The sequence below is a fragment of the Shigella sp. FC1661 genome (assembly GCF_001712525.1).
Classification (GTDB): Bacteria; Pseudomonadota; Gammaproteobacteria; order Enterobacterales; family Enterobacteriaceae; genus Escherichia; species Escherichia coli.
Genome location: NZ_MDGW01000111.1, coordinates 19,489 through 44,044 on the forward strand (window position 1 = coordinate 19,489; position 24,556 = coordinate 44,044).

A 24,556-nucleotide genomic window follows, 5' to 3' on the forward strand; every position below is an offset into this window, starting at 1 on the left:
TTGAATGCCGGATGCGCTTTGCTTATCCGGCCTACAAAATCGCAGCGTGTAGGCCAGATAAGACGCGTCAGCGTCGCATCAGGCGTTACATACCTGATGTGGCTACTTAGCGACGAAATCCGTAATACACTTCGTTCCAGCGCAGTGCGTCTTTAAACGCTGGCAGGCGGGTGTCGTTATCAATCACCGTGATTTCAATGTCGTGCATCTCGGCGAACTGACGCATATCGTTGAGGTTCAGCGCATGGCTGAAGACGGTATGGTGCGCGCCACCAGCGAGGATCCACGCTTCGGAAGCAGTTGGCAGATCCGGTTGCGCTTTCCACAGCGCATTCGCCACCGGCAGTTTCAGCAGGGAGTGCGGTGTTTTCACCGTGTCGATACAGTTAACCAGCAGACGGTAACGATCGCCGAGATCAATCAGGCTGGCGACAATCGCTGGACCGGTTTGGGTATTGAAGATCAGTCGGGCAGGATCGTCCTTACCACCAATACCGAGATGCTGAACGTCGAGGATCGGTTTCTCTTCTACGGCAATCGACGGGCAGACTTCCAGCATATGGGAGCCGAGCACCAGGTCATTACCTTTCTCGAAGTGATAGGTGTAGTCCTCCATAAAGGAGGTGCCGCCCTGCAGACCGGTTGACATCACCTTCATGATGCGAAGCAGGGCGGCGGTTTTCCAGTCGCCTTCGCCCGCAAAGCCGTAACCCTGCTGCATCAGACGCTGTACGGCCAGACCTGGAAGCTGTTTCAGACCGTGCAAATCTTCAAAGGTGGTGGTGAACGCGTGGAAGCCACCTTGTTCCAGGAAACGCTTCATCCCCAGCTCAATACGCGCCGCTTCTAGCACGTTCTGTCGTTTTTCGCCGTGGATTTGTGTGGCAGGCGTCATGGTGTAGCAGCTTTCGTACTCATCGACCAGCGCGTTAACATCGCCGTCGCTGATGGAGTTCACCACCTGCACCAGATCGCCAACCGCCCAGGTATTGACGGAGAAACCGAACTTGATCTGTGCGGCAACTTTATCACCATCGGTGACCGCTACTTCACGCATGTTATCGCCAAAACGGCAGACTTTCAGATGACGGGTATCCTGTTTAGAGACCGCCTGACGCATCCAGGAGCCGATACGCTCATGGGCTTGTTTATCCTGCCAGTGACCGGTAACCACGGCATGTTGCTGACGCATACGCGCGCCAATGAAGCCGAACTCGCGACCGCCATGTGCAGTCTGGTTCAGGTTCATAAAGTCCATATCGATACTGTCCCACGGCAGCGCCGCGTTAAACTGGGTGTGGAATTGCAGCAACGGTTTGTTGAGCATGGTCAGGCCGTTGATCCACATTTTGGCCGGGGAGAAGGTGTGCAGCCACACCACCAGACCAGCGCAACGATCGTCGTAATTCGCGTCGCGGCAAATAGCGGTGATTTCATCCGGCGTGGTGCCCAGCGGTTTCAACACCAGTTTGCAGGGCAGTTTCGCTTCCGTATTCAGCGCATTAACAACGTGCTCGGCATGTTGGGTGACCTGACGCAGGGTTTCCGGGCCATACAGATGCTGGCTGCCAATGACAAACCACACTTCATAATTATCAAAAATCGTCATTATCGTGTCCTTATAGAGTCGGAACGGCCTGGGCAGCCTGTGCCGGGGCGGAAGTTGGAAGATAGTGTTGTTCGGCGCTCATCGCCCATTGCTGATAGCGGCGATAAAGCTGTTCAAAGCGTTGTGCCTGTTCGCTGCGCGGTTGCAGGGTTTTCTCTACCGCACTGGCCATTTTTTGCTGGGCTGATGGGATGTCTGCGTGCACTTTCGCGGCGACGGCAGCAAAAATCGCCGCACCGAGCGCACAGCACTGGTCAGAGGCAACAATTTGCAGCGGGCGATTCAGCACGTCGCAGCAGGCCTGCATAATGACCTGGTTTTTCCGCGCGATGCCGCCCAGCGCCATCACGTTATTGACGGCGATCCCCTGATCGGTAAAGCACTCCATGATTGCGCGTGCGCCAAAGGCGGTGGCAGCAATCAAACCGCCAAACAGCAGCGGAGCGTCGGTAGCGAGGTTAAGATCGGTAATCACCCCTTTCAGGCGTTGGTTAGCGTTCGGTGTGCGGCGGCCGTTAAACCAGTCGAGCACCACCGGCAGGTGATCCAGAGACGGATTTTTGGCCCATGCTTCGGTCAGCGCCGGAAGCAGTTGTTTCTGGCTGGCGTTGATTTGCGCTTTCAGTTCCGGATGCTGGGCGGCAAGCTGTTCCAGCGGCCAGCCGAGTACGCGACCAAACCAGGCGTAGATATCACCAAACGCCGATTGGCCTGCTTCCAGACCGATAAATCCAGGTACCACGCTGCCATCAACCTGACCGCAAATACCTTTAACTGCCCGCTCGCCAACGCTCTGTTTGTCGGCAATCAGAATGTCGCAGGTGGAAGTACCGATAACTTTTACCAGTGCGTTAGGCTGTGCGCCTGCGCCAACTGCGCCCATATGGCAGTCAAACGCGCCGCCGGAAATCACCACGCTTTCAGGCAGGCCGAGACGCTGCGCCCATTCCGGGCATAAGGTGCCCACCGGAATATCGGCAGTCCAGGTGTCAGTGAACAGCGGGGAAGGCAAATGGCGATTGAGGATCGGGTCCAGCTCATCAAAGAAACTGGCTGGCGGCAAGCCGCCCCAGCTTTCGTGCCACAGAGATTTATGCCCGGCGCTGCAACGTCCGCGACGAATATCCTGCGGGCGGGTGGTACCGGAAAGCAGAGCTGGCACCCAGTCGCACAGCTCAATCCACGATGCGGCAGATTGCGCCACGGCGCTGTCCTGGCGAGTCACATGCAGGATTTTTGCCCAGAACCATTCGCTGGAATAAATACCACCAATGTAGCGGGAGTAGTCAACGTTGCCCGGCGCGTGGCACAAACGGGTAATCTCTTCCGCTTCTTCAACCGCAGTGTGGTCTTTCCACAATACGAACATCGCGTTTGGTTTTTCGGCAAACTCCGGGCGCAGCGCCAGCACGTTACCGTCGGCATCAATCGGTGCGGGCGTCGAGCCGGTACTGTCAACGCCAATCCCGACCACAGCTGCGCGCTGTTCGACGCTAAGCTCTGCAAGCACGGTTTTCAGTGCCGCTTCCATTGACTCAATGTAGTCACGCGGATGATGACGGAACTGGTTATTCGGGGCATCACAAAATTGCCCTTTTTGCCAACGGGGATACCACTCTACGCTGGTGGCGATCTCTTCACCGCTGGCGCAGTCCACCGCCAAAGCTCGCACAGAATCACTGCCAAAATCGAGGCCAATTGCAATCGCCATCGTTTCACTCCATCCAAAAAAACGGGTATGGAGAAACAGTAGAGAGTTGCGATAAAAAGCGTCAGGTAGGATCCGCTAATCTTATGGATAAAAATGCTATGGCATAGCAAAGTGTGACGCCGTGCAAATAATCAATGTGGACTTTTCTGCCGTGATTATAGACACTTTTGTTACGCGTTTTTGTCATGGCTTTGGTCCCGCTTTGTTACAGAATGCTTTTAATAAGCGGGGTTACCGGTTGGGTTAGCGAGAAGAGCCAGTAAAAGACGCAGTGACGGCAATGTCTGATGCAATATGGACAATTGGTTTCTTCTCTGAATGGCGGGAGTATGAAAAGTATGGCTGAAGCGCAAAATGATCCCCTGCTGCCGGGATACTCGTTTAATGCCCATCTGGTGGCGGGTTTAACGCCGATTGAGGCCAACGGTTATCTCGATTTTTTTATCGACCGACCGCTGGGAATGAAAGGTTATATTCTCAATCTCACCATTCGCGGTCAGGGGGTGGTGAAAAATCAGGGACGAGAATTTGTTTGCCGACCGGGTGATATTTTGCTGTTCCCGCCAGGAGAGATTCATCACTACGGTCGTCATCCGGAGGCTCGCGAATGGTATCACCAGTGGGTTTACTTTCGTCCGCGCGCCTACTGGCATGAATGGCTTAACTGGCCGTCAATATTTGCCAATACGGGTTTCTTTCGCCCGGATGAAGCGCACCAGCCGCATTTCAGCGACCTGTTTGGGCAAATCATTAACGCCGGGCAAGGGGAAGGGCGCTATTCGGAGCTGCTGGCGATAAATCTGCTTGAGCAATTGTTACTGCGGCGCATGGAAGCGATTAACGAGTCGCTCCATCCACCGATGGATAATCGGGTACGCGAGGCTTGTCAGTACATCAGCGATCACCTGGCAGACAGCGATTTTGATATCGCCAGCGTCGCACAGCATGTTTGCTTGTCGCCGTCGCGTCTGTCACATCTTTTCCGCCAGCAGTTAGGGATTAGCGTCTTAAGCTGGCGCGAGGACCAACGTATCAGCCAGGCGAAGCTGCTTTTGAGCACCACCCGGATGCCTATCGCCACCGTCGGTCGCAATGTTGGTTTTGACGATCAACTCTATTTCTCGCGGGTATTTAAAAAATGCACCGGGGCCAGCCCGAGCGAGTTCCGTGCCGGTTGTGAAGAAAAAGTGAATGATGTAGCCGTCAAGTTGTCATAATTGGTAACGAATCAGACAATTGACGGCTTGACGGAGTAGCATAGGGTTTGCAGAATCCCTGCTTCGTCCATTTGACAGGCACATTATGCAAGCATTGCTGGAACACTTTATTACCCAATCTACCGTGTATTCATTGATGGCGGTGGTGTTGGTGGCCTTTCTGGAGTCGCTGGCGCTGGTCGGTTTGATTCTACCCGGTACGGTGCTGATGGCGGGGCTGGGAGCGCTGATTGGCAGCGGCGAGTTAAGTTTCTGGCACGCCTGGCTGGCAGGGATTGTCGGTTGTCTGCTGGGCGACTGGATCTCCTTCTGGCTGGGCTGGCGTTTTAAAAAGCCGTTGCATCGCTGGTCATTTCTGAAGAAAAACAAAGCATTACTCGATAAAACTGAACATGCGTTGCATCAACACAGCATGTTCACCATTCTGGTCGGTCGCTTTGTTGGCCCGACGCGTCCGCTGGTGCCAATGGTGGCGGGAATGCTGGATCTGCCGGTGGCAAAATTCATTACGCCGAATATTATCGGCTGCCTGCTGTGGCCACCGTTTTACTTCCTGCCTGGGATTCTGGCGGGCGCGGCGATCGATATTCCAGCCGGAATGCAGAGCGGCGAGTTTAAATGGTTGCTGCTGGCGACGGCGGTATTTTTGTGGGTTGGTGGCTGGCTGTGCTGGCGGTTATGGCGCAGCGGTAAAGCAACCGATCGTTTAAGTCATTATTTGTCGCGCGGCCGTTTGTTGTGGCTGACGCCGTTGATTTCTGCCATCGGCGTGGTGGCGCTGGTGGTGTTAATTCGCCAGCCGTTGATGCCGGTGTATATCGATATTTTGCGTAAAGTGGTTGGGGTTTAGGGGATTGTCTTGTGCGGGTTGCCTGATGCGACGCTGACCGCGTCTTATCAGGCCTACAAAACGCACTGTCCGTAGGTCGGATAAGGTGTTCACGCCGCATCTGACAGTGCATACTAACCCGTAATCCCCAATATTGCCGAAGCACTCGCCTTACCGCTCAACAATTCTTCAGTCTTACCCTGCCAGGCGATGCGCCCGTCGGCGACCACCACCGAGCGTGTGGCGATCCGCGCCGCATCTTCCACACTGTGCGACACCATCAATAGCGTCATTTTTTGCTGCTGGCAGCTCGTGCTCACCAGCGTCAGCATCTCCTGACGTAACGCCGGATCGAGCGCAGAGAACGGTTCATCGAGCAATAAAATCGGCTGTTCGCGCACCAGACAACGCGCTAACGCCACGCGCTGTCGCTGGCCGCCGGAAAGCTCGCCCGGTAACCGCGCCATTAAATTATCAATCCCCATCTGACGGGCGATAGCGTGCATTTTCTCCTGCTGTGCCGCGTTCAGCTTCAATCCTGGATTAAGCCCCAGCCCGATGTTCTGCGCGACCGTCAGGTGGCTGAACAGGTTGTTCTCCTGAAACAGCATCGACACCGGACGGCGTGACGGCGGCGTCGTGGTGTGATCAACGCCATCGATAGTCAGCGAACCGCTGGCTGGCGTCAGAAAACCGGCAATCAAATTCAGCAGGGTACTTTTACCTGCGCCGCTTGGCCCGAGGATCGCCACCTGCTCGCCGCGTTCCACCGTTAAGCTAAAACGCATCGGCAAATGTTGGTAAAGCCAGGTGATATCAGTCAGTTTTAACATTTCGCCCCGGTAGTTTTTCAATCACGGTAAACAGCAGAAAACAGAGTAGCAGCAGAATTAACGCGGTGACCGCGCCGTCCTGGCTGCGATAGGAGCCAATTTGCTGGTAGAGATAAAACGGCAGGGTACGGAAATCATCGTTACCGAACAACGCCACCACGCCAAAATCACCAATCGACAGCACGCAGGCAAAGGCCAGCGCCTGCGCCAGTGGACGTTTCAGGGCGCGCAGCTCCACCACTTTTAAGCGCGACCAGCCTTCAATGCCCAGCGACTGACACAACATACTGTAGCGGGCGGTGATATCGCGCATCGGGTTTTCCAGTACTTTCAGCGCATAAGGGATCGCCATTAACGCATTGGTGAAAATCACAATGCCGTCAGCAGATTGTTGCAGGCCGATAGTGTTGTTGAGCAGTAAAAAGAAGCCGGTAGCCAGCACAATCCCCGGCATGGCGAGAATCAACATGCCGCTCATCTCCAGCGCCTGACCCGCCAGCATTTTCTGCCGCGCCCGAAGTTCGCGACTGCTCCATAGCAGCATCATGGTCAGCACTACGCACAATACACCTGCCGCCAGCGCAATACGCAACGAGGTCCACAGCGCCTGCCACAGCACCGGTTGTGCCAGCACTTCCGGCAACTGGCGATTTACCCCATCGACGATCACCGCCAGCAACGGTGGCAACAACAGCAGCAGCGCCAGCACTATTAACACCGTGTCGCAAATGCGGCTATGCAGACGATCGTCCGGGTCGCGCCAGCCTTGCAGCAGCGTGGTGCCTGGCGCAATGGCCTTACTCAATCGCTGACTCAACAGTACCAGCCCAAGGCAACACACCATCTGGATCAGCGCCAGCATCGCCGCGCGGGCAGGATCGTAGTCGTAACTCAGCGCCTGATAAATAGCCAGCTCGATAGTGGTCGCCTGCGGACCGCCGCCCAGTGATAGCACGGTGGCGAAGCTGGCGAAACAGAGCATAAAGATAAGTGCAGCAACCGGCGGGATTTGTCGCCGTAACCACGGCCATTCGACGAAGCGGAAAAAATGCCAGCCGCGCATCCCAAGCTGGGCGGCAAGCTGACGTTGTTCGTCGGGAATGTTTTCCAGTGCCTGGAGTAATAAGCGGCTCGCCATCGGCAGATTAAAAAATACGTGCGCCAGCAAAATACCTTGCAGGCCGTAGGGCGAAAAGGTCCACTCCAGACCGAGCGATTGGCAGAGCGATGCCAGCCAGCCCTGGCGACCATAGACGCTAAGAATGCCGAAAACAGCAACCAGCACCGGGAGGATCAAGGTCATTGCGCACAGACGCAACAGCGCCAGCCGACCCGGAAAGCGCCTGCGATAGAGGGCGCGGGCGAGGAATATCGCGGGTACGACAGAGAGTAGCGCCGAGAGAAACGCCTGCCAGAAGGAGAAGCGCACCACATGCCACAGGTAGCTGTCCTGCCAGACTGCCACCCAGTTACCCTGCGGCGCGTTCCACCACAGGGCGAGAAACGCCGCGAGCGCAACCGCTACCACCAGCGTGGCGGCGCTTACACCTGGAATTAACCAGCCGGGAATTAACGGCTGACGGCGCGTTGCCATCCGCTAATCCATGCCTGACGTTGTGCCGCCACTTCAGCTGGTGTGAACTCCAGCGTGGTGGCCGGTTTGGTCAATTGTTCAAACCCGGCAGGCAGCGTGACATTTGCCACCGGATACATCCAGTTACCGGTTGGGATCGCATTCTGAAAAGCCGGAGAAACCATAAACTGGAGGAATTTTTGCGCCAGCTCCGGCTGCTTGCTGGCAGCGGTGCGGGCGGCGACTTCCACCTGCAGATAGTGACCTTCGCTAAAGTTCGCGGCGGCGTAGTTATCTTTTTTCTCTTCGAGAATGTGATAAGCCGGAGAGGTGGTGTAACTCAGTACCAGATCGCTTTCACCTTTTAAAAACAGGCCGTAGGCTTCGCTCCAGCCTTTGGTGACCGTGACGGTTTTCTTCGCCAGTTTTTGCCAGGCTTGTGGGGCGTCATCGCCATAGACTTTTTGCATCCACAACAGCAGGCCCAGCCCCGGCGTACTGGTGCGCGGATCCTGATAAATCACCCGCCAGTTTTGATCGCTCTCAACCAATTCTTTCAGGCTTTGCGGCGGGTTTTTCAGTTTGTTCTTGTCATAGACGAAGGCGAAATAGCCGTAATCAAACGGGACGAAAGTGTCATTATTCCAGCCGCCGGGAACGTTAACGGCATCCGCTGCCACACCGCTTTTGGCAAATAGTCCGGTTTTACTGGCGGCGTCTAACAGATTGTTATCCAGCCCCAGCACCACATCGGCTTTACTATTTTTGCCTTCCATCCGTAGACGGTTGAGAAGCGAAACGCCATCTTCCAGCGCCACCAGTTTCAGTTCGCAGTTACAGTCGGCTTCAAAAGCTTTTTTGATCTTTGGACCAGGCCCCCAGTCGGCGGCGAAGGAATCGTAGGTATAAACAGTCAGAACGGGTTTAGCGAAAACGGGCGCTGTGCACAGCAACAGCAGGGGAAGACATTTTTTTAACACTTTGCACCTCAAAAAAGAGTGGCAAAGGACTTGAGAAGGAGCCTCAAATCCCTTCGCTGGCGTTATCCGGATCAGGTTCGACGGGTATTTTCTCAGCGCACGCGTTTGCGTGGCACCCCGTTGAGAACGGTGTTAGTGTAATGATTTTGTTATCTACCAGCAATCATGGATCCGGCGGCGCAAACCACGCTGATTTAAAATCGAACCAGCCGAGGGTATTCATACGCAGGCCGCGCATACTGCGTTGTCCCTGAATGATCAGCCAGTGGTGGATAAGCGGCACCATTGCTTTACTGGCGACCAGTTGCTGGCACCAGTTCGCCAGGTTCATTTCGCCATTGCGCCAGCGGGCGGCGTCGGCTTGCCAGTCGATCGGAATACAGTGTTGGAGCAGCGGCACCTCGCACAAGTGCGCGAACAGCGAAAAATCCAGCGGCAGCGTAAAGTTGGCGCTATTAAGCCAGATATCGCTCTCGATCTCTCCTTCATGCCACTGATCGTAGCTGATCTCTTTGATTTCCAGCGTGACCTGGTGACTTGCCAGAATCTGCTGCATGATCCCGGCAATCACCCGATGCTCACTGTGATCCTGATAAAAGGTCAGGGTGAGGCTTTCCAGGCCAGCCGGTTTTTCGCTCTTTATGGTGCGGGCATGGTGCCAACGGGGGAGCAGTCCATAAGCCGGGAACCACAGTTGCTGGTACTGTTCCTCAGCGAAATAGACCAGATTAGTTGGAGAAAGCACATAGCTTACCCAGTCCCTGACTTGCTGATTCGCTCCGCGATGGGTGCGGCTGTCGAATAGTAAATAGTAGCAACCTTCCTCTAGGCGGCTTTCAATCTCTTTTTCCTCACCCTGTGGACCTTTTAGCATCAGACCTCCAGCTGGCTCGTCGGCAATTTCCGGCAGAACCCAGACGTTAACTTCATCGATTAATGCCCGGTAACCGAAGAAGTCATCGAATGCCTGAATTTTCAGTTGATTGGTGGTGTTGCGGATCACCGCATACGGACCGGTGCCGATGGGATGGCTGGCAAAGTTACTGAGGGTTTCCCATTCGCGCGGCAGGATCATCGCCGGAACTTGCCCCAGCAGTAACGGTAACCAGCGGTCCGGTTGCGTGAGATGGATATCCAGCGTCCAGGGCGTCGGCGACACAATGTCCGCAATATGCGAATAGAGCGGCAGCGTATTGATTCGTTTTAAAGAGGCGATCACGTCGTCCATTTCCAGTTCACGACCATGATGAAAATGGACTCCTGGACGCAAAAAGAAACGCCAGTGAAGCGGTGATATTTGCTGCCAGTGGTGGGCGATGTCTGCTTCCAGTTCCCCATTTTCCTCATTTATGCGCGTTAGCGAACTGAAGATTTGCCGGGCAATATGGGTTTCGGAACGGCGCAATGCGCTGCCAGGTAGCAGATTACGCAACGGACGATAGTAGAGCACGCGCAGGATGTGCCGCCCCTGGCGGAAGCTGCGGCCCAGATGAGAAACCAGCATTTGCCGCACAGTCGCTTTGTCGCCAACCAACTGCACTAGTTGGTCGATACGATCCTGCTCCAGCAGGTCTTCCGCCCGCTGTTGCTGAAGCGCCAGCCCGGTATAGAGGAATGTCAGACGCGAGCGTTTACCGCGCCCGACTTCCGCTTCCCACGTCAGCCAGCCGCGATCCTGCATGGTGTTGAGCAGGGTACGCATATGACGACGCGAGCAGCTCAATAACGCTGCCAGTTCGTTGAGCGTTGTGTCCTGCGATTTACCCTCGCAGCATTGCCACAGGCGGATGAACTGTTGTTGCAGACGAGCAGATGGCATAAAAGGGGAACTCCTGCGCAAAAGACAGCAATTTTATTTTCCCTATATTAAGTCAATAATTCCTAAAGATGAAGCAAGGAGGTGCCCCATGCGTCAGTTTTATCAGCACTATTTTACCGCGACAGCGAAGTTGTGCTGGTTGCGTTGGTTAAGCGTCCCACAACGATTAACCATGCTTGAAGGACTGATGCAGTGGGATGACCGCAATTCTGAAAGTTGACTTGCCTGCATCATGTGTGACTGAGTATTGGTGTAAAATCACCCGCCAGCAGATTATACCTGCTGGTTTTTTTTATTCTCGCCGCGCTAAAAAGGGAACGTATGATCTGGATAATGACGATGGCTCGCCGTATGAACGGTGTTTACGCGGCAATGGGGGTGGCCGGGGCGCTACAGGCTCCTACATTGAGCTTATTTCTGAGTCGTGAGGTTGGCGCGCAACCTTTCTGGATCGGACTCTTTTATACGGTGAATACTATTGCTGGGATCGGCGTAAGCCTCTGGTTGGCAAAACGTTCTGACAGTCAGGGCGATCGGCGAAAACTGATTATATTTTGCTGTTTGATGGCTATCGGCAATGCGCCATTGTTTGCATTTAATCGTCATTATCTGACGCTTATCACCTGTGGTGTGCTTCTGGCATCTCTGGCCAATACGGCAATGCCACAGTTATTTGCTCTGGCGCGGGAATATGCGGATAACTCGGCGCGAGAAGTGGTGATGTTTTCGATTGCCGCCGGGATATTCACACTCAGTCTGGTATTGATTGCATTTATGCTTCCGTCTGTGGCGCGGGTAGAACTGCCGTCGGAAAATGCTTTATCAATGCAAGGTGGCTGGCAGGATAGTAACGTACGGATGTTATTTGTCGCCTCGACGTTAATGTGGACCTGCAACACCATGTACATTATTGATATGCCGTTGTGGATCAGTAGCGAGTTAGGATTGCCAGACAAACTGGCGGGTTTCCTGATGGGGACGGCAGCTGGACTGGAAATACCAGCAATGATTCTGGCTGGCTACTATGTCAAACGTTATGGTAAGCGGCGAATGATGGTCATAGCAGTGGCGGCAGGAGTACTGTTTTACACCGGATTGATTTTCTTTCATAGCCGTATGGCGTTGATGACGCTGCAACTTTTTAACGCTGTATTTATCGGCATTGTTGCGGGTATTGGGATGCTATGGTTTCAGGATTTAATGCCTGGAAGAGCGGGGGCAGCTACCACCTTATTTACTAACAGTATTTCTACCGGGGTAATTCTGGCTGGCGTTATTCAGGGAGCAATTGCACAAAGTTGGGGGCACTTTGCTGTCTACTGGGTAATTGCGGTTATTTCTGTTGTCGCATTATTTTTAACCGCAAAGGTTAAAGACGTTTGATGACGTGGACGATAGCGGAAAGCCCGGTCATTTGACCGGGCAAGGGGATTAATTCATAAACGCAGGTTGTTTTGCTTCATAAGCGGCAATGGCGTCGTCGTGCTGCAAGGTAAGCCCAATACTGTCCAGACCGTTCATCATGCAGTGGCGGCGGAAGGCATCGATGGTAAAGCGATAGGTTTTCTCTCCCGCTTTCACCTCTTGCGCTTCCAGATCCACGTCGAAATGGATCCCCGGATTGGCTTTCACCAGCGCAAACAGTTCGTCCACTTCTGCATCGCTTAATTTCACCGGCAGCAGCTGGTTGTTAAAGCTATTGCCGTAGAAGATGTCAGCAAAACTCGGCGCAATCACCACTTTAAAACCGTAGTCGGTCAATGCCCAGGGCGCGTGCTCACGCGAGGAGCCACAGCCGAAGTTTTCTCGTGCCAGCAAAATGGAAGCGCCCTGATACTGCGGGAAGTTCAGCACGAAGTCCGGGTTTGGCTGTTGGCCTTTTTCATCGAGAAAACGCCAGTCGTTAAACAGATGCGCGCCAAAACCCGTACGGGTCACTTTCTGCAAAAACTGTTTCGGGATGATTGCATCGGTATCGACATTGGCGGCATCCAGCGGAACCACCAGGCCTGTGTGTTTGATAAATTTCTCTGCCATGGTCTGCTCCTTATTTAATGTTGCGAATGTCGGCGAAATGTCCGGTCACAGCAGCAGCGGCAGCCATTGCCGGGCTGACCAGATGCGTGCGCCCGCCGCGCCCCTGGCGGCCTTCAAAGTTACGGTTGCTGGTGGATGCACAACGTTCGCCCGGATTCAGACGGTCGTTGTTCATCGCCAGACACATTGAGCAGCCAGGCAAGCGCCATTCAAAACCGGCTTCAATAAAGATTTTATCCAGACCTTCCGCTTCCGCCTGGGCTTTTACCGGGCCAGAGCCGGGAACCACCAGTGCCTGCACGCCTGGCGCGACTTTTCGCCCTTTGGCGATCTCCGCTGCCGCGCGTAAATCTTCAATGCGCGAGTTGGTACAGGAACCGATAAACACTTTGTCGATAGCCACTTCGGTCAGCGGAATGCCCGGTTTCAGCCCCATATAGGCCAGCGCTTTTTCTGCCGACGCGCGTTCAACCGGATCGGCAAACGAAGCCGGATCGGGAATATTGTCGTTCACGGAAATCACCTGGCCTGGATTGGTGCCCCAGGTGACCTGCGGTGAAATTTCTTCTGCTTGCAGAGTGACAACGGTATCGAAAGTTGCGCCTTCGTCGGTTTGCAGGGTTTTCCAGTAGGCAACGGCGTCGTCGAAATCTTTGCCTTTCGGCGCATGCAAACGGCCTTTGACATAGTTAAAGGTGGTTTCGTCCGGTGCAACCAGACCGGCTTTTGCGCCCATTTCGATTGCCATATTGCACAGGGTCATACGACCTTCCATGCTTAAATCACGGATTGCTTCGCCGCAAAACTCCACCACATGCCCGGTGCCGCCTGCGCTACCGGTTTTACCGATAATTGCCAGCACGATATCTTTTGCGGTAATGCCCGGCGCGGCTTTGCCCTGGACTTCAATTTTCATGGTTTTTGCGCGGCCCTGTTTCAGGGTTTGCGTTGCCAGTACGTGTTCAACTTCGGAAGTGCCGATACCAAAGGCCAGTGCGCCAAACGCGCCGTGGGTGGCGGTATGCGAGTCGCCGCAGACAATGGTCATCCCCGGCAAGGTGACGCCCTGTTCCGGCCCCATTACGTGGACGATCCCCTGATACGGGTGATTCAGGTCATACAGTTCGACGCCAAATTCTTTGCAGTTTTTAATCAGCTCCTGCATCTGGATGCGCGCCATTTCACCACAGGCATTAATGTCTTTCGTCTGGGTAGAGACGTTGTGATCCATAGTGGCGAAGGTTTTGCCCGGCTGACGTACCGGGCGACCGTGGGCGCGCAGACCATCGAACGCCTGCGGTGAGGTCACTTCATGCACCAGGTGGCGGTCGATATATAACAGCGGGGTTTCGTTTTCGGCTTCGTACACTACGTGAGCGTCGAATAATTTTTCGTATAACGTTTTAGCCATGATTACACCCCTTCTGCCACATAGCGGGCAATGATATCGCCCATTTCATCGGTACTAACGGCGGCAGCGCCACGGGCTAAATCCCCGGTGCGAATGCCTTCTTCTAATGCGCGGTTAATGGCGCGTTCAATGGCGCAAGCCGCATCATCGGCATCCAGGCTGTAGCGCAGCAGCAGTGCCAGCGACAGAATTTGCGCAATCGGGTTGGCGATGTTTTTGCCTGTGATATCTGGTGCTGAGCCGCCTGCCGGTTCATACAGACCAAAACCTTGCTCGTTCAGGCTGGCGGAAGGCAACATCCCCATCGAGCCAGTGATCATTGCGCACTCGTCAGACAGAATGTCGCCAAACAGGTTGGAGCACAGCAGGACGTCAAACTGTGATGGATCTTTAATCAGCTGCATGGTGGCGTTGTCGATGTACATATGCGCCAGTTCGACATCCGGGTATTCCGTGGCGATCTCGTTAACGATCTCCCGCCATAAAATAGAGGATTGCAGCACGTTGGCTTTGTCGATTGAGGTGACTTTGTGGCGACGCTTGCGGGCAGATTCAAACGCGATGCGGGCGATACGTTCGATCTCAAAACGGTGATACACCTCGGTATCAAACGCTTTTTCATACTGTCCGCTACCTTCGCGGCCTTTTGGCTGACCGAAATAGATGCCGCCGGTCAGTTCGCGCACGCACAGGATGTCGAAGCCGTTAGCGGCAATGTCAGCACGCAGCGGACAGAATGCTTCCAGCCCCTGATACAGTTTTGCCGGACGCAGGTTGCTGAATAATTTGAAGTGCTTACGCAAAGGCAACAGCGCGCCGCGTTCTGGTTGCTGGTCTGGTGGTAAATGTTCCCATTTCGGACCGCCTACCGAGCCAAACAGCACGGCATCGGCTTGCTCACAACCTTCAACCGTCGCAGGCGGCAGTGGTTGCCCGTGGTTATCAATGGCTGCGCCGCCTACATCGTAATGGCTGGTGGTGATGCGCATCGCAAAGCGGTTGCGCACGGCATCCAGCACTTTCAGCGCCTGGGTCATCACTTCCGGACCAATACCGTCCCCCGGCAATACGGCAATATGGTAATTCTTCGACATCACACGGTTTCCTTGTTGTTTTCGTTGTGTTGAGCTTTGCGTTGCAACTCTTTTTCGACTTCTGCGGCACGCCAGATATTGTTCAGTACGTGCACCATGGCTTTGGCGGAGGACTCGACAATATCGGTGGCCAGGCCGACGCCGTGGAAGCGGCGACCGTTGTAGTTGGCGACAATATCCACCTGACCCAGCGCATCTTTACCGTGACCTTTGGCGGTCAGGCTGTATTTCACCAGTTCGACGTTATAGTCAGTGATGCGGTTAATTGCCTGATAGACGGCATCGACCGGACCGTTACCGTTGGCGGCTTCTGCTTTGACTTCTTCGCCACAGGCCAGTTTGACGGCGGCGGTGGCGATATCGTTAGAGCCAGACTGCACGCTGAAGTAATCCAGACGGAAATGCTCCGGCTCTTCTTGCTGCTTACCGATGAAGGCCAGCGCCTCCAGATCGTAATCAAACACCTGACCTTTTTTGTCCGCCAGCTTCAGGAAAGCATCGTACAAATTGTCTAAATTATATTCACTTTCTTTATACCCCATCTCATCCATGCGATGTTTCACCGCCGCACGCCCCGAACGAGAGGTCAGATTCAGCTGGATTTGGTTCAGACCAATAGATTCTGGTGTCATGATTTCGTAGTTTTCGCGGTTTTTCAGCACGCCATCCTGGTGGATACCGGAGGAGTGAGCGAATGCGCCGCTGCCAACAATGGCTTTGTTTGCCGGGATCGGCATATTACAAATCTGGCTAACTAACTGGCTGGTGCGCCATATCTCCTGGTGATTAATGGCGGTGTGGACGTTGAGAATATCCTTACGAACTTTAATCGCCATGATGACTTCTTCCAGCGAACAGTTACCGGCACGCTCGCCGATCCCGTTCATTGCACCTTCCACCTGGCGTGCACCGGCATGTACCGCCGCCAGTGAGTTGCCGACCGCCAGGCCTAAATCGTCGTGGGTATGTACGGAAATAATGGCTTTGTCGATGTTAGGTACGCGTTCATACAGACCGCTGATGATTCCGGCGAACTCAAACGGCATGGTGTAGCCCACGGTGTCCGGAATGTTGATGGTGGTGGCACCGGCATTAATCGCCGCTTTGACCACTCGCGCCAGATCGGCAATGGGGGTACGCCCGGCATCTTCGCAAGAAAATTCAACATCATCGGTGTAATTACGGGCGCGTTTCACCATATAGATAGCGCGTTCGATCACTTCATCCAGCGTGCTGCGCAGCTTGGTGGCGATGTGCATTGGCGAAGTGGCAATAAAGGTATGAATACGGAAGGCTTCGGCGACTTTCAGGGATTCGGCCGCCACGTCGATATCTTTCTCCACGCAGCGAGCTAACGCGCATACGCGGCTGTTTTTAACCTGGCGGGCGATGGTTTGCACTGATTCAAAATCGCCCGGCGAAGAGACGGGGAAACCGACTTCCATCACGTCAACACCCATACGCTCAAGGGCCAGCGCAATTTGCAGTTTTTCTTTCACACTCAAGCTTGCCTGTAACGCCTGTTCACCGTCGCGCAATGTGGTATCGAAAATAATGACTTGCTGGCTCATGGTTTGGGTCCTTGTCTCTTTTAGAGCGCCTCGCTTCGGGCATAAAAAAACCCGCGCAATGGCGCGGGTTTTTTGTTTGACTGCGTGCTGGCTTAATGCTGGATGCCGCTCACTCGTCTACCGCGCAAAGAAGATGCGTTTAGTAGTAGTAGACCGATAAAGCGAACGATGTGAGTCATTAAATCAGCTCCAGATGAATGCGATATGCTTTTAGAGTTACTGGATACAAAAACGGATGTCAACCCTGACGCAATAAAAACGTCCCGCCAGCGCGAGTTCTGCATCCGTAAAATTAGCTAATTGTGCTGCGGTGGTTAAAGCAAGCGATATTAATTTCTGTTTAACGACCGACACTTTTCATAGGTTGACATATTTCAGAATAAATTTTTGCATCTAATCAACGAGGAAAAAGGGGACAAAATGCACGCGTTGCAAAACCTATCCTGATGATTTGTATTGAATTATATGTTTTGCGAATTTTTTTTGATATTGATTTGGTGAATATTATTGATCCATTAATGTTAATAATTAATGCATTAAATATATAAATTAATTATTAAATAAGCACATTTAATCCATTTTGTAGATGATTGAGTATTCGCGGTAGTTATGATTAGATTGTTTTCGCAACAAAAACATTATGGATTATTATGCTGTGGTAAATGACTCATTCCACGGCAATGGATTCTGTTTTTATCAGAACCCGTATCTTTATGTTTTCCGAATTTTACTCATTTTGCTTTTTCTTATTTTATATGCATGATAAATCATATTCTTCAGGATTATTTCTCTGCATTCCAATAAGGGAAAGGGAGTTAAGTGTGACAGTGGAGTTAAGTATGCCAGAGGTACAAACAGATCATTCAGAGACGGCGGAGTTAAGCAAGCCACAGCTACGCATGGTCGATCTCAACTTATTAACCGTTTTCGATGCCGTGATGCAGGAGCAAAACATTACCCGTGCCGCTCATGTTCTGGGTATGTCGCAACCTGCGGTCAGTAACGCTGTTGCACGCCTGAAGGTGATGTTTAATGACGAGCTTTTTGTTCGTTATGGCCGTGGTATTCAACCGACTGCTCGCGCATTTCAACTTTTTGGTTCAGTTCGCCAGGCATTGCAACTAGTACAAAATGAATTGCCTGGTTCAGGTTTTGAACCCGCGAGTAGTGAACGTGTATTTCATCTTTGTGTTTGCAGCCCGTTAGACAGCATTCTGACCTCGCAGATTTATAATCACATTGAGCAGATTGCGCCAAATATACATGTTATGTTCAAGTCTTCATTAAATCAGAACACTGAACATCAGCTGCGTTATCAGGAAACGGAGTTTGTGATTAGTTATGAAGACTTCCATCGTCCTGAATTTACCAGCGTGCCATTATTTAAAGATGAAATGGTGCTGGTAGCCAGCAAAAATCATCCAACAATTAAAGGCCCGTTACTGAAACATGATGTTTATAACGAACAACATGCGGCGGTTTCGCTCGATCGTTTCGCGTCATTTAGTCAACCTTGGTATGACACGGTAGATAAGCAAGCCAGTATCGCGTATCAGGGCATGGCAATGATGAGCGTACTTAGCGTGGTGTCGCAAACGCATTTGGTCGCTATTGCGCCGCGTTGGCTGGCTGAAGAGTTCGCTGAATCCTTAGAATTACAGGTATTACCGCTGCTGTTAAAACAAAACAGCAGAACCTGTTATCTCTCATGGCATGAAGCTGCCGGGCGCGATAAAGGCCATCAGTGGATGGAAGAACAATTAGTCTCAATTTGCAAACGCTAACTGAATGCAGAATAGGTCAGACATGAATGTCTGGTTTATTCTGCATTTTTTATTGAATGTAGAATTTTATTCTGAATGTGTGGGCTCTCTATTTTAGGATTAATTAAAAAAATAGAGAAATTGCTGTAAGTTGTGGGATTCAGCCGATTTATTATCAATTTAATCCTTCGTAATGGAGGATTTTATCGTTTCTTTTCACCTTTCCTCCTGTTTATTCTTATTACCCTGCGTTTATGTCTCTGGCTGCCAATTGCTTAAGCAAGATCGGACGGTTAATGTGTTTTACACATTTTTTCCATCAAACAGTGAGGCAGGCCATGGAGATGTTGTCTGGAGCCGAGATGGTCGTCCGATCGCTTATCGATCAGGGCGTTAAACAAGTATTCGGTTATCCTGGAGGCGCAGTCCTTGATATTTACGATGCATTGCATACCGTGTGTGGTATCGATCATGTTTTAGTTCGTCATGAGCAGGCGGCAGTGCATATGGCCGATGGTCTGGCGCGCGCGACCGGGGAAGTCGGCGTCGTGCTGGTAACGTCGGGTCCAGGGGCGACCAATGCGATTACCGGCATCGCCACCGCTTATATGGATTCCATTCCATTAGTTGTCCTTTCCGGGCAGGTAGCGACCTCGTTGATAGGTTACGATGCCTTTCAGGAGTGCGACATGGTGGGGATTTCGCGACCAGTGGTTAAACACAGTTTTCTGGTTAAGCAAACGGAAGACATTCCGCAGGTGCTGAAAAAGGCTTTCTGGCTGGCGGCAAGTGGTCGTCCTGGACCAGTAGTCGTTGATTTACCGAAAGATATTCTTAATCCGGCGAACAAATTACCCTATGTCTGGCCGGAGTCGGTCAGTATGCGTTCTTACAATCCCACTACTACCGGACATAAAGGGCAAATTAAGCGTGCTCTGCAAACGCTGGTAGTGGCAAAAAAACCGGTTGTCTACGTAGGCGGTGGGGCAATCATGGCGGGCTGCCATCAGCAGTTGAAAGAAACGGTGGAGGCGTTGAATCTGCCCGTTGTTTCCTCATTGATGGGGCTGGGGGCGTTTCCGGCAACGCATCGTCAGGCACTGGGCATGCTGGGAATGCACGGTACCTACGAAGCCAATATGACGATGCATAACGCGGATGTGATTTTCGCCGTCGGGGTACGATTTGATGACCGAACGACGAACAATCTGGCAAAGTACTGCCCAAATGCCACTGTTCTGCATATCGATATTGATCCTACTTCCATTTCTAAAACCGTGACTGCGGATATCCCGATTGTGGGGGATGCTCGCCAGGTCCTCGAACAAATGCTTGAACTCTTGTCGCAAGAATCCGCCCATCAACCACTGGATGAGATCCGCGACTGGTAGCAGCAAATTGAACAGTGGCGCGCTCGTCAGTGCCTGAAATATGACACTCACAGTGAAAAGATTAAACCGCAGGCGGTGATCGAGACTCTTTGGCGGTTGACGAAGGGAGACGCTTACGTGACGTCCGATGTCGGGCAGCACCAGATGTTTGCTGCACTTTATTATCCATTCGACAAACCGCGTCGCTGGATCAATTCCGGTGGCCTCGGCACGATGGGTTTTGGTTTACCTGCGGCACTGGGCGTCAAAATGGCGTTGCCAGAAGAAACCGTGGTTTGCGTCACTGGCGACGGCAGTATTCAGATGAACATTCAGGAACTGTCTACCGCGTTGCAATACGAGTTGCCCGTACTGGTGGTGAATCTCAATAACCGCTATCTGGGGATGGTGAAACAGTGGCAGGACATGATCTATTCCGGCCGTCATTCACAATCTTATATGCAATCACTACCCGATTTCGTCCGTCTGGCGGAAGCCTATGGTCACGTCGGGATCCAGATCTCTCATCCGCATGAGCTGGAAAGCAAACTTAGCGAGGCGCTGGAACAGGTGCGCAATAATCGCCTGGTGTTTGTTGATGTTACCGTCGATGGCAGTGAGCACGTCTACCCGATGCAGATTCGCGGGGGCGGAATGGATGAAATGTGGTTAAGCAAAACGGAGAGAACCTGATTATGCGCCGGATATTATCAGTCTTACTCGAAAATGAATCAGGCGCGTTATCCCGCGTGATTGGCCTTTTTTCCCAGCGAGGCTACAACATTGAAAGCCTGACCGTTGCGCCAACCGACGATCCGACATTATCGCGTATGACCATCCAGACCGTGGGCGATGAAAAAGTACTTGAGCAGATCGAAAAGCAATTACACAAGCTGGTCGATGTCTTGCGCGTGAGTGAGTTGGGGCAGGGCGCGCATGTTGAGCGGGAAATCATGCTGGTGAAAATTCAGGCCAGCGGTTACGGGCGTGACGAAGTGAAACGTAATACGGAAATATTCCGTGGGCAAATTATCGATGTCACCCCCTCGCTTTATACCGTTCAATTAGCAGGCACCAGCGATAAGCTTGATGCATTTTTAGCATCGATTCGCGAGGTGGCGAAAATTGTGGAAGTTGCTCGCTCTGGTGTGGTCGGACTTTCGCGCGGCGATAAAATAATGCGTTGAGAATGATCTCAGTGTGCAATTTGCAGCCCAACATGTCACGTTGGGCTTTTTTTGCGAAATCAGTGGGAACCTGGAATAAAAGCAGTTGCCGCAGTTAATTTTCTGCGCTTAGATGTTAATGAATTTAACCCATACCAGTACAATGGCTATGGTTTTTACATTTTACGCAAGGGGCAATTGTGAAACTGGATGAAATCGCTCGGCTGGCGGGAGTGTCGCGGACCACTGCAAGCTATGTTATTAACGGCAAAGCGAAGCAATACCGTGTGAGCGACAAAACCGTTGAAAAAGTCATGGCTGTGGTGCGTGAGCACAATTACCACCCGAACGCCGTGGCAGCTGGGCTTCGTGCTGGACGCACACGTTCTATTGGTCTTGTGATCCCCGATCTGGAGAACACCAGCTATACCCGCATCGCTAACTATCTTGAGCGCCAGGCGCGGCAACGGGGTTATCAACTGCTGATTGCCTGCTCAGAAGATCAGCCAGACAACGAAATGCGCTGCATTGAGCACCTTTTACAGCGTCAGGTTGATGCCATTATTGTTTCGACGTCGTTGCCACCTGAGCATCCTTTTTATCAACGCTGGGCTAACGACCCGTTCCCGATTGTCGCGCTGGACCGCGCCCTCGATCGTGAACATTTCACCAGCGTGGTTGGTGCCGATCAGGATGATGCCGAAATGCTGGCGGAAGAGTTACGTAAGTTTCCCGCCGAGACGGTGCTTTATCTTGGCGCGCTGCCGGAGCTTTCTGTCAGCTTCCTGCGTGAACAAGGTTTCCGTACTGCCTGGAAAGATGATCCGCGCGAAGTGCATTTCCTGTATGCCAACAGCTATGAGCGGGAGGCGGCTGCCCAGTTATTCGAAAAATGGCTGGAAACGCATCCGATGCCGCAGGCGCTGTTCACAACGTCGTTTGCGTTGTTGCAAGGGGTGATGGATGTCACGCTACGTCGCGATGGTAAACTGCCTTCTGACCTGGCAATTGCCACCTTTGGCGATAACGAACTGCTCGACTTCTTACAGTGCCCGGTGCTGGCAGTGGCTCAACGTCACCGCGATGTCGCAGAGCGTGTGCTGGAGATTGTCCTGGCAAGCCTGGACGAACCGCGTAAGCCAAAACCTGGTTTAACGCGCATTAAACGTAATCTCTATCGCCGCGGTGTGCTCAGCCGTAGCTAAGCCGCGAACAAAAATACGCGCCAGGTGAATTTCCCTCTGGCGCGTAGAGTACGGGACTGGACATCAATATGCTTAAAGTAAATAAGACTATTCCTGACTATTATTGATAAATGGTTTTAAACCCGCCCGTTAATTAACTCACCAGCTGAAATTCACAATAATTAAGTGATATCGACAGCGCGTTTTTGCATTATTTTGTTACATGCGGCGATGAATTGCCGATTTAACAAACACTTTTCTTTGCTTTTGCGCAAACCCGCTGGCATCAAGCGCCACACAGACGTAACAAGGACTGTTAACCGGGGAAGATATGTCCTAAAATGCCGCTCGCGTCGCAAACTGACACTTTATATTTGCTGTGGAAAATAGTGAGTCATTTTAAAACAGTGATGACGATGAGGGATTTTTTCTTACAGCTATTCATAACGTTAATTTGCTTCGCGCGTTGGACGTAAAATAAACAACGCTGATATTAGCCGTAAACATCGGGTTTTTTACCTCGGTATGCCTTGTGACTGGCTTGACAAGCTTTTCCTCCGCTCCGTAAACTCCTTTCAGTGGGAAATTGTGGGGCAAAGTGGGAATAAGGGGTGAGGCTGGCATGTTCCGGGGAGCAACGTTAGTCAATCTCGACAGCAAAGGGCGCTTATCAGTGCCTACCCGTTATCGGGAACAGCTGCTTGAGAACGCTGCCGGTCAAATGGTTTGCACCATTGACATTCATCACCCGTGCCTGCTGCTTTACCCCCTGCCTGAATGGGAAATTATCGAGCAAAAATTATCGCGTCTGTCGAGCATGAACCCAGTTGAGCGCCGTGTGCAGCGCCTACTGTTAGGTCATGCCAGCGAATGTCAGATGGATGGCGCAGGTCGATTGTTAATCGCGCCAGTACTGCGGCAACATGCCGGGCTGACAAAAGAAGTGATGCTGGTTGGACAGTTCAACAAGTTTGAGCTGTGGGATGAAACAACCTGGCATCAACAGGTCAAGGAAGATATCGACGCAGAGCAGTTGGCTACTGGAGACTTATCGGAGCGACTGCAGGACTTGTCTCTATAAAATGATGGAAAACTATAAACATACTACGGTGCTGCTGGATGAAGCCGTTAATGGCCTCAATATCCGTCCTGATGGCATCTACATTGATGGGACTTTTGGTCGCGGTGGTCACTCACGTCTGATCCTCTCGCAGCTTGGCGAAGAGGGGCGTTTGCTGGCGATCGATCGCGACCCGCAGGCTATCGCCGTTGCGAAGACTATTGATGATCCGCGCTTCTCCATCATCCACGGACCTTTCTCCGCGCTGGGCGAATACGTTGCCGAGCGCGATCTTATCGGCAAGATCGACGGCATTCTCCTCGATCTTGGCGTCTCTTCACCGCAACTTGATGATGCTGAACGTGGCTTTTCCTTTATGCGCGATGGTCCGCTGGACATGCGTATGGACCCAACCCGTGGGCAGTCAGCCGCTGAATGGCTACAAACCGCAGAAGAAGCCGATATCGCCTGGGTATTGAAAACCTATGGTGAAGAGCGTTTTGCCAAACGCATTGCCCGCGCCATTGTCGAGCGTAACCGCGAACAGCCGATGACCCGCACCAAAGAACTGGCGGAAGTCGTGGCTGCTGCAACGCCGGTGAAAGATAAGTTTAAACATCCCGCGACCCGTACCTTCCAGGCGGTGCGCATTTGGGTAAACAGTGAACTGGAGGAGATAGAGCAGGCGCTAAAAAGCTCGCTCAACGTGCTGGCCCCGGGTGGGCGGCTTTCGATCATCAGCTTCCACTCGCTGGAAGACCGTATTGTGAAACGTTTTATGCGTGAAAACAGCCGCGGTCCGCAAGTTCCGGCAGGGTTACCGATGACTGAAGAGCAGCTCAAAAAACTGGGTGGCCGTCAGCTGCGAGCATTAGGCAAGTTAATGCCGGGCGAAGAAGAGGTGGCTGAGAATCCTCGTGCCCGTAGTTCAGTTCTGCGTATCGCAGAGAGGACGAACGCATGATCAGCAGAGTGACAGAAGCTCTAAGCAAAGTTAAAGGATCGATGGGAAGCCACGAGCGCCATGCATTGCCTGGTGTTATCGGTGACGATCTTTTGCGATTTGGGAAGCTGCCACTCTGCCTGTTCATTTGCATTATTTTGACGGCGGTGACCGTGGTAACCACGGCGCACCATACCCGTTTACTGACCGCTCAGCGCGAACAACTGGTGCTGGAGCGAGATGCTTTAGACATTGAATGGCGCAACCTGATCCTTGAAGAGAATGCGCTCGGCGACCATAGCCGGGTGGAAAGGATCGCCACGGAAAAGCTGCAAATGCAGCATGTTGATCCGTCACAAGAAAATATCGTAGTGCAAAAATAAGGA

The 24,556-nt window shown here is 52.5% G+C and carries 23 protein-coding genes, 1 pseudogene and 1 riboswitch; of the genes and pseudogenes, 12 read left to right on the forward strand and 12 right to left on the reverse strand.

Features of this window, described 5'->3' with window-relative positions:
- Nucleotides 1-106 precede the first annotated feature (106 nt).
- Both araA and araB read right to left on the reverse strand, forming a co-directional pair.
- Entirely contained in the window at nucleotides 107-1,609 is a 1,503-nt protein-coding gene (gene araA / locus BFF42_RS08045; protein WP_000151730.1) for an L-arabinose isomerase, read from the reverse strand.
- A 10-nt stretch (nucleotides 1,610-1,619) separates the two neighbouring features.
- Nucleotides 1,620-3,320: a ribulokinase gene (araB, locus tag BFF42_RS08050; RefSeq protein WP_000951764.1), complete on the reverse strand. Its 1,701-nt coding sequence runs from the start codon at nucleotides 3,318-3,320 to the stop codon at nucleotides 1,620-1,622.
- A gap of 338 nt (nucleotides 3,321-3,658) precedes the next feature.
- Here araB and araC point away from each other — a divergent pair, with 338 nt between their 5' ends.
- Together araC and BFF42_RS08060 are read left to right on the forward strand one after the other, a co-directional pair.
- Nucleotides 3,659-4,537, forward strand: coding sequence for an arabinose operon transcriptional regulator AraC (gene araC / locus BFF42_RS08055; protein ID WP_012421573.1), 879 nt, complete (start codon nucleotides 3,659-3,661; stop codon nucleotides 4,535-4,537).
- A gap of 85 nt (nucleotides 4,538-4,622) precedes the next feature.
- On the forward strand, nucleotides 4,623-5,387 hold the full coding sequence (locus tag BFF42_RS08060; protein WP_001148406.1) for a DedA family protein: 765 nt from the start codon (nucleotides 4,623-4,625) through the stop codon (nucleotides 5,385-5,387).
- A gap of 113 nt (nucleotides 5,388-5,500) precedes the next feature.
- On the opposite strand, the gene thiQ is transcribed toward BFF42_RS08060, so the two are convergent.
- The 4 genes from thiQ to sgrR form a co-directional block, all read right to left on the reverse strand.
- The gene (gene thiQ, locus BFF42_RS08065) at nucleotides 5,501-6,199 is read right to left on the reverse strand and encodes a thiamine ABC transporter ATP-binding protein ThiQ (RefSeq protein WP_000916323.1); all 699 of its coding nucleotides are present in this window, start codon (nucleotides 6,197-6,199) and stop codon (nucleotides 5,501-5,503) included.
- Nucleotides 6,183-7,793 carry a thiamine/thiamine pyrophosphate ABC transporter permease ThiP gene (thiP, locus tag BFF42_RS08070; protein WP_000235693.1) on the reverse strand — a complete coding sequence of 537 codons (1,611 nt, stop codon included), beginning with the start codon at nucleotides 7,791-7,793 and terminating at the stop codon, nucleotides 6,183-6,185. Before thiP ends, thiQ begins: the two co-directional genes overlap by 17 nt.
- A complete protein-coding gene (thiB, locus tag BFF42_RS08075; RefSeq protein WP_004980421.1) occupies nucleotides 7,769-8,752 on the reverse strand; it encodes a thiamine ABC transporter substrate binding subunit in 984 nt (327 codons plus the stop codon). The genes thiP and thiB overlap by 25 nt, the downstream gene beginning before the upstream one ends.
- A 30-nt stretch (nucleotides 8,753-8,782) precedes the next feature.
- Nucleotides 8,783-8,882, reverse strand: a riboswitch (TPP riboswitch).
- 33 nt (nucleotides 8,883-8,915) lie between these two features.
- Nucleotides 8,916-10,571, reverse strand: coding sequence for a DNA-binding transcriptional regulator SgrR (gene sgrR, locus BFF42_RS08080; protein ID WP_001297366.1), 1,656 nt, complete (start codon nucleotides 10,569-10,571; stop codon nucleotides 8,916-8,918).
- 88 nt (nucleotides 10,572-10,659) lie between these two features.
- Between sgrR and sgrT the strand changes: the two genes are divergently transcribed.
- A complete protein-coding gene (gene sgrT / locus BFF42_RS08085) occupies nucleotides 10,660-10,791 on the forward strand; it encodes a glucose uptake inhibitor SgrT (RefSeq protein ID WP_001248770.1) in 132 nt (43 codons plus the stop codon).
- 101 nt (nucleotides 10,792-10,892) lie between these two features.
- Nucleotides 10,893-11,954, forward strand: a complete 1,062-nt coding sequence (locus BFF42_RS08090; RefSeq protein ID WP_039059996.1) for an MFS transporter — start codon at nucleotides 10,893-10,895, stop codon at nucleotides 11,952-11,954.
- Between the two features lie 48 nt (nucleotides 11,955-12,002).
- Here BFF42_RS08090 and leuD read toward each other — a convergent pair whose 3' ends face one another.
- From leuD to leuL, 5 genes are all read right to left on the reverse strand, one after another.
- Nucleotides 12,003-12,608 carry a 3-isopropylmalate dehydratase small subunit gene (leuD, locus tag BFF42_RS08095; RefSeq protein ID WP_000818228.1) on the reverse strand — a complete coding sequence of 202 codons (606 nt, stop codon included), beginning with the start codon at nucleotides 12,606-12,608 and terminating at the stop codon, nucleotides 12,003-12,005.
- Between the two features lie 10 nt (nucleotides 12,609-12,618).
- Complete coding sequence (gene leuC / locus BFF42_RS08100; RefSeq protein WP_001140652.1) at nucleotides 12,619-14,019, reverse strand: 3-isopropylmalate dehydratase large subunit; 1,401 nt, start codon at nucleotides 14,017-14,019, stop codon at nucleotides 12,619-12,621.
- Between the two features lie 2 nt (nucleotides 14,020-14,021).
- Nucleotides 14,022-15,113 (reverse strand): 3-isopropylmalate dehydrogenase, encoded by a 1,092-nt coding sequence (gene leuB, locus BFF42_RS08105; RefSeq protein ID WP_000042363.1) that lies wholly within the window; start codon nucleotides 15,111-15,113, stop codon nucleotides 14,022-14,024.
- Complete coding sequence (gene leuA, locus BFF42_RS08110; protein WP_039058960.1) at nucleotides 15,113-16,684, reverse strand: 2-isopropylmalate synthase; 1,572 nt, start codon at nucleotides 16,682-16,684, stop codon at nucleotides 15,113-15,115. Before leuA ends, leuB begins: the two co-directional genes overlap by 1 nt.
- A 92-nt stretch (nucleotides 16,685-16,776) precedes the next feature.
- A complete protein-coding gene (leuL, locus tag BFF42_RS08115; protein WP_001300467.1) occupies nucleotides 16,777-16,863 on the reverse strand; it encodes a leu operon leader peptide in 87 nt (28 codons plus the stop codon).
- 660 nt (nucleotides 16,864-17,523) lie between these two features.
- On the opposite strand from leuL, the gene leuO reads away from it, so the two are divergent.
- Nucleotides 17,524-18,468 (forward strand): transcriptional regulator LeuO, encoded by a 945-nt coding sequence (gene leuO, locus BFF42_RS08120; RefSeq protein WP_012421695.1) that lies wholly within the window; start codon nucleotides 17,524-17,526, stop codon nucleotides 18,466-18,468.
- 154 nt (nucleotides 18,469-18,622) lie between these two features.
- Here the strand turns inward: leuO and BFF42_RS27215 are convergent, their stop codons facing one another.
- On the reverse strand, nucleotides 18,623-18,667 hold the full coding sequence (locus BFF42_RS27215) for a hypothetical protein (RefSeq protein ID WP_128566915.1): 45 nt from the start codon (nucleotides 18,665-18,667) through the stop codon (nucleotides 18,623-18,625).
- Nucleotides 18,668-18,785: 118 nt separating this feature from the next.
- Here BFF42_RS27215 and ilvI point away from each other — a divergent pair.
- The 7 genes and pseudogenes from ilvI (at nucleotide 18,786) to ftsL (ending at nucleotide 24,553) form a co-directional block, all read left to right on the forward strand.
- Nucleotides 18,786-20,510 (forward strand): annotated as a pseudogene (gene ilvI / locus BFF42_RS08125) (acetolactate synthase 3 large subunit).
- A gap of 2 nt (nucleotides 20,511-20,512) precedes the next feature.
- Entirely contained in the window at nucleotides 20,513-21,004 is a 492-nt protein-coding gene (ilvN, locus tag BFF42_RS08130; RefSeq protein WP_001355663.1) for an acetolactate synthase small subunit, read from the forward strand.
- 11 nt (nucleotides 21,005-21,015) lie between these two features.
- The gene (locus BFF42_RS08135) at nucleotides 21,016-21,102 is read left to right on the forward strand and encodes a hypothetical protein (protein ID WP_032161951.1); all 87 of its coding nucleotides are present in this window, start codon (nucleotides 21,016-21,018) and stop codon (nucleotides 21,100-21,102) included.
- 81 nt (nucleotides 21,103-21,183) lie between these two features.
- Nucleotides 21,184-22,188 (forward strand): catabolite repressor/activator, encoded by a 1,005-nt coding sequence (gene cra, locus BFF42_RS08140; RefSeq protein ID WP_000762401.1) that lies wholly within the window; start codon nucleotides 21,184-21,186, stop codon nucleotides 22,186-22,188.
- Nucleotides 22,189-22,789: 601 nt separating this feature from the next.
- Complete coding sequence (gene mraZ, locus BFF42_RS08145) at nucleotides 22,790-23,248, forward strand: division/cell wall cluster transcriptional repressor MraZ (RefSeq protein ID WP_001295770.1); 459 nt, start codon at nucleotides 22,790-22,792, stop codon at nucleotides 23,246-23,248.
- A gap of 1 nt (nucleotide 23,249) precedes the next feature.
- Entirely contained in the window at nucleotides 23,250-24,191 is a 942-nt protein-coding gene (gene rsmH / locus BFF42_RS08150) for a 16S rRNA (cytosine(1402)-N(4))-methyltransferase RsmH (protein WP_000970479.1), read from the forward strand.
- Entirely contained in the window at nucleotides 24,188-24,553 is a 366-nt protein-coding gene (gene ftsL, locus BFF42_RS08155; protein ID WP_000625658.1) for a cell division protein FtsL, read from the forward strand. The genes rsmH and ftsL overlap by 4 nt, the downstream gene beginning before the upstream one ends.
- Nucleotides 24,554-24,556 lie beyond the last annotated feature (3 nt).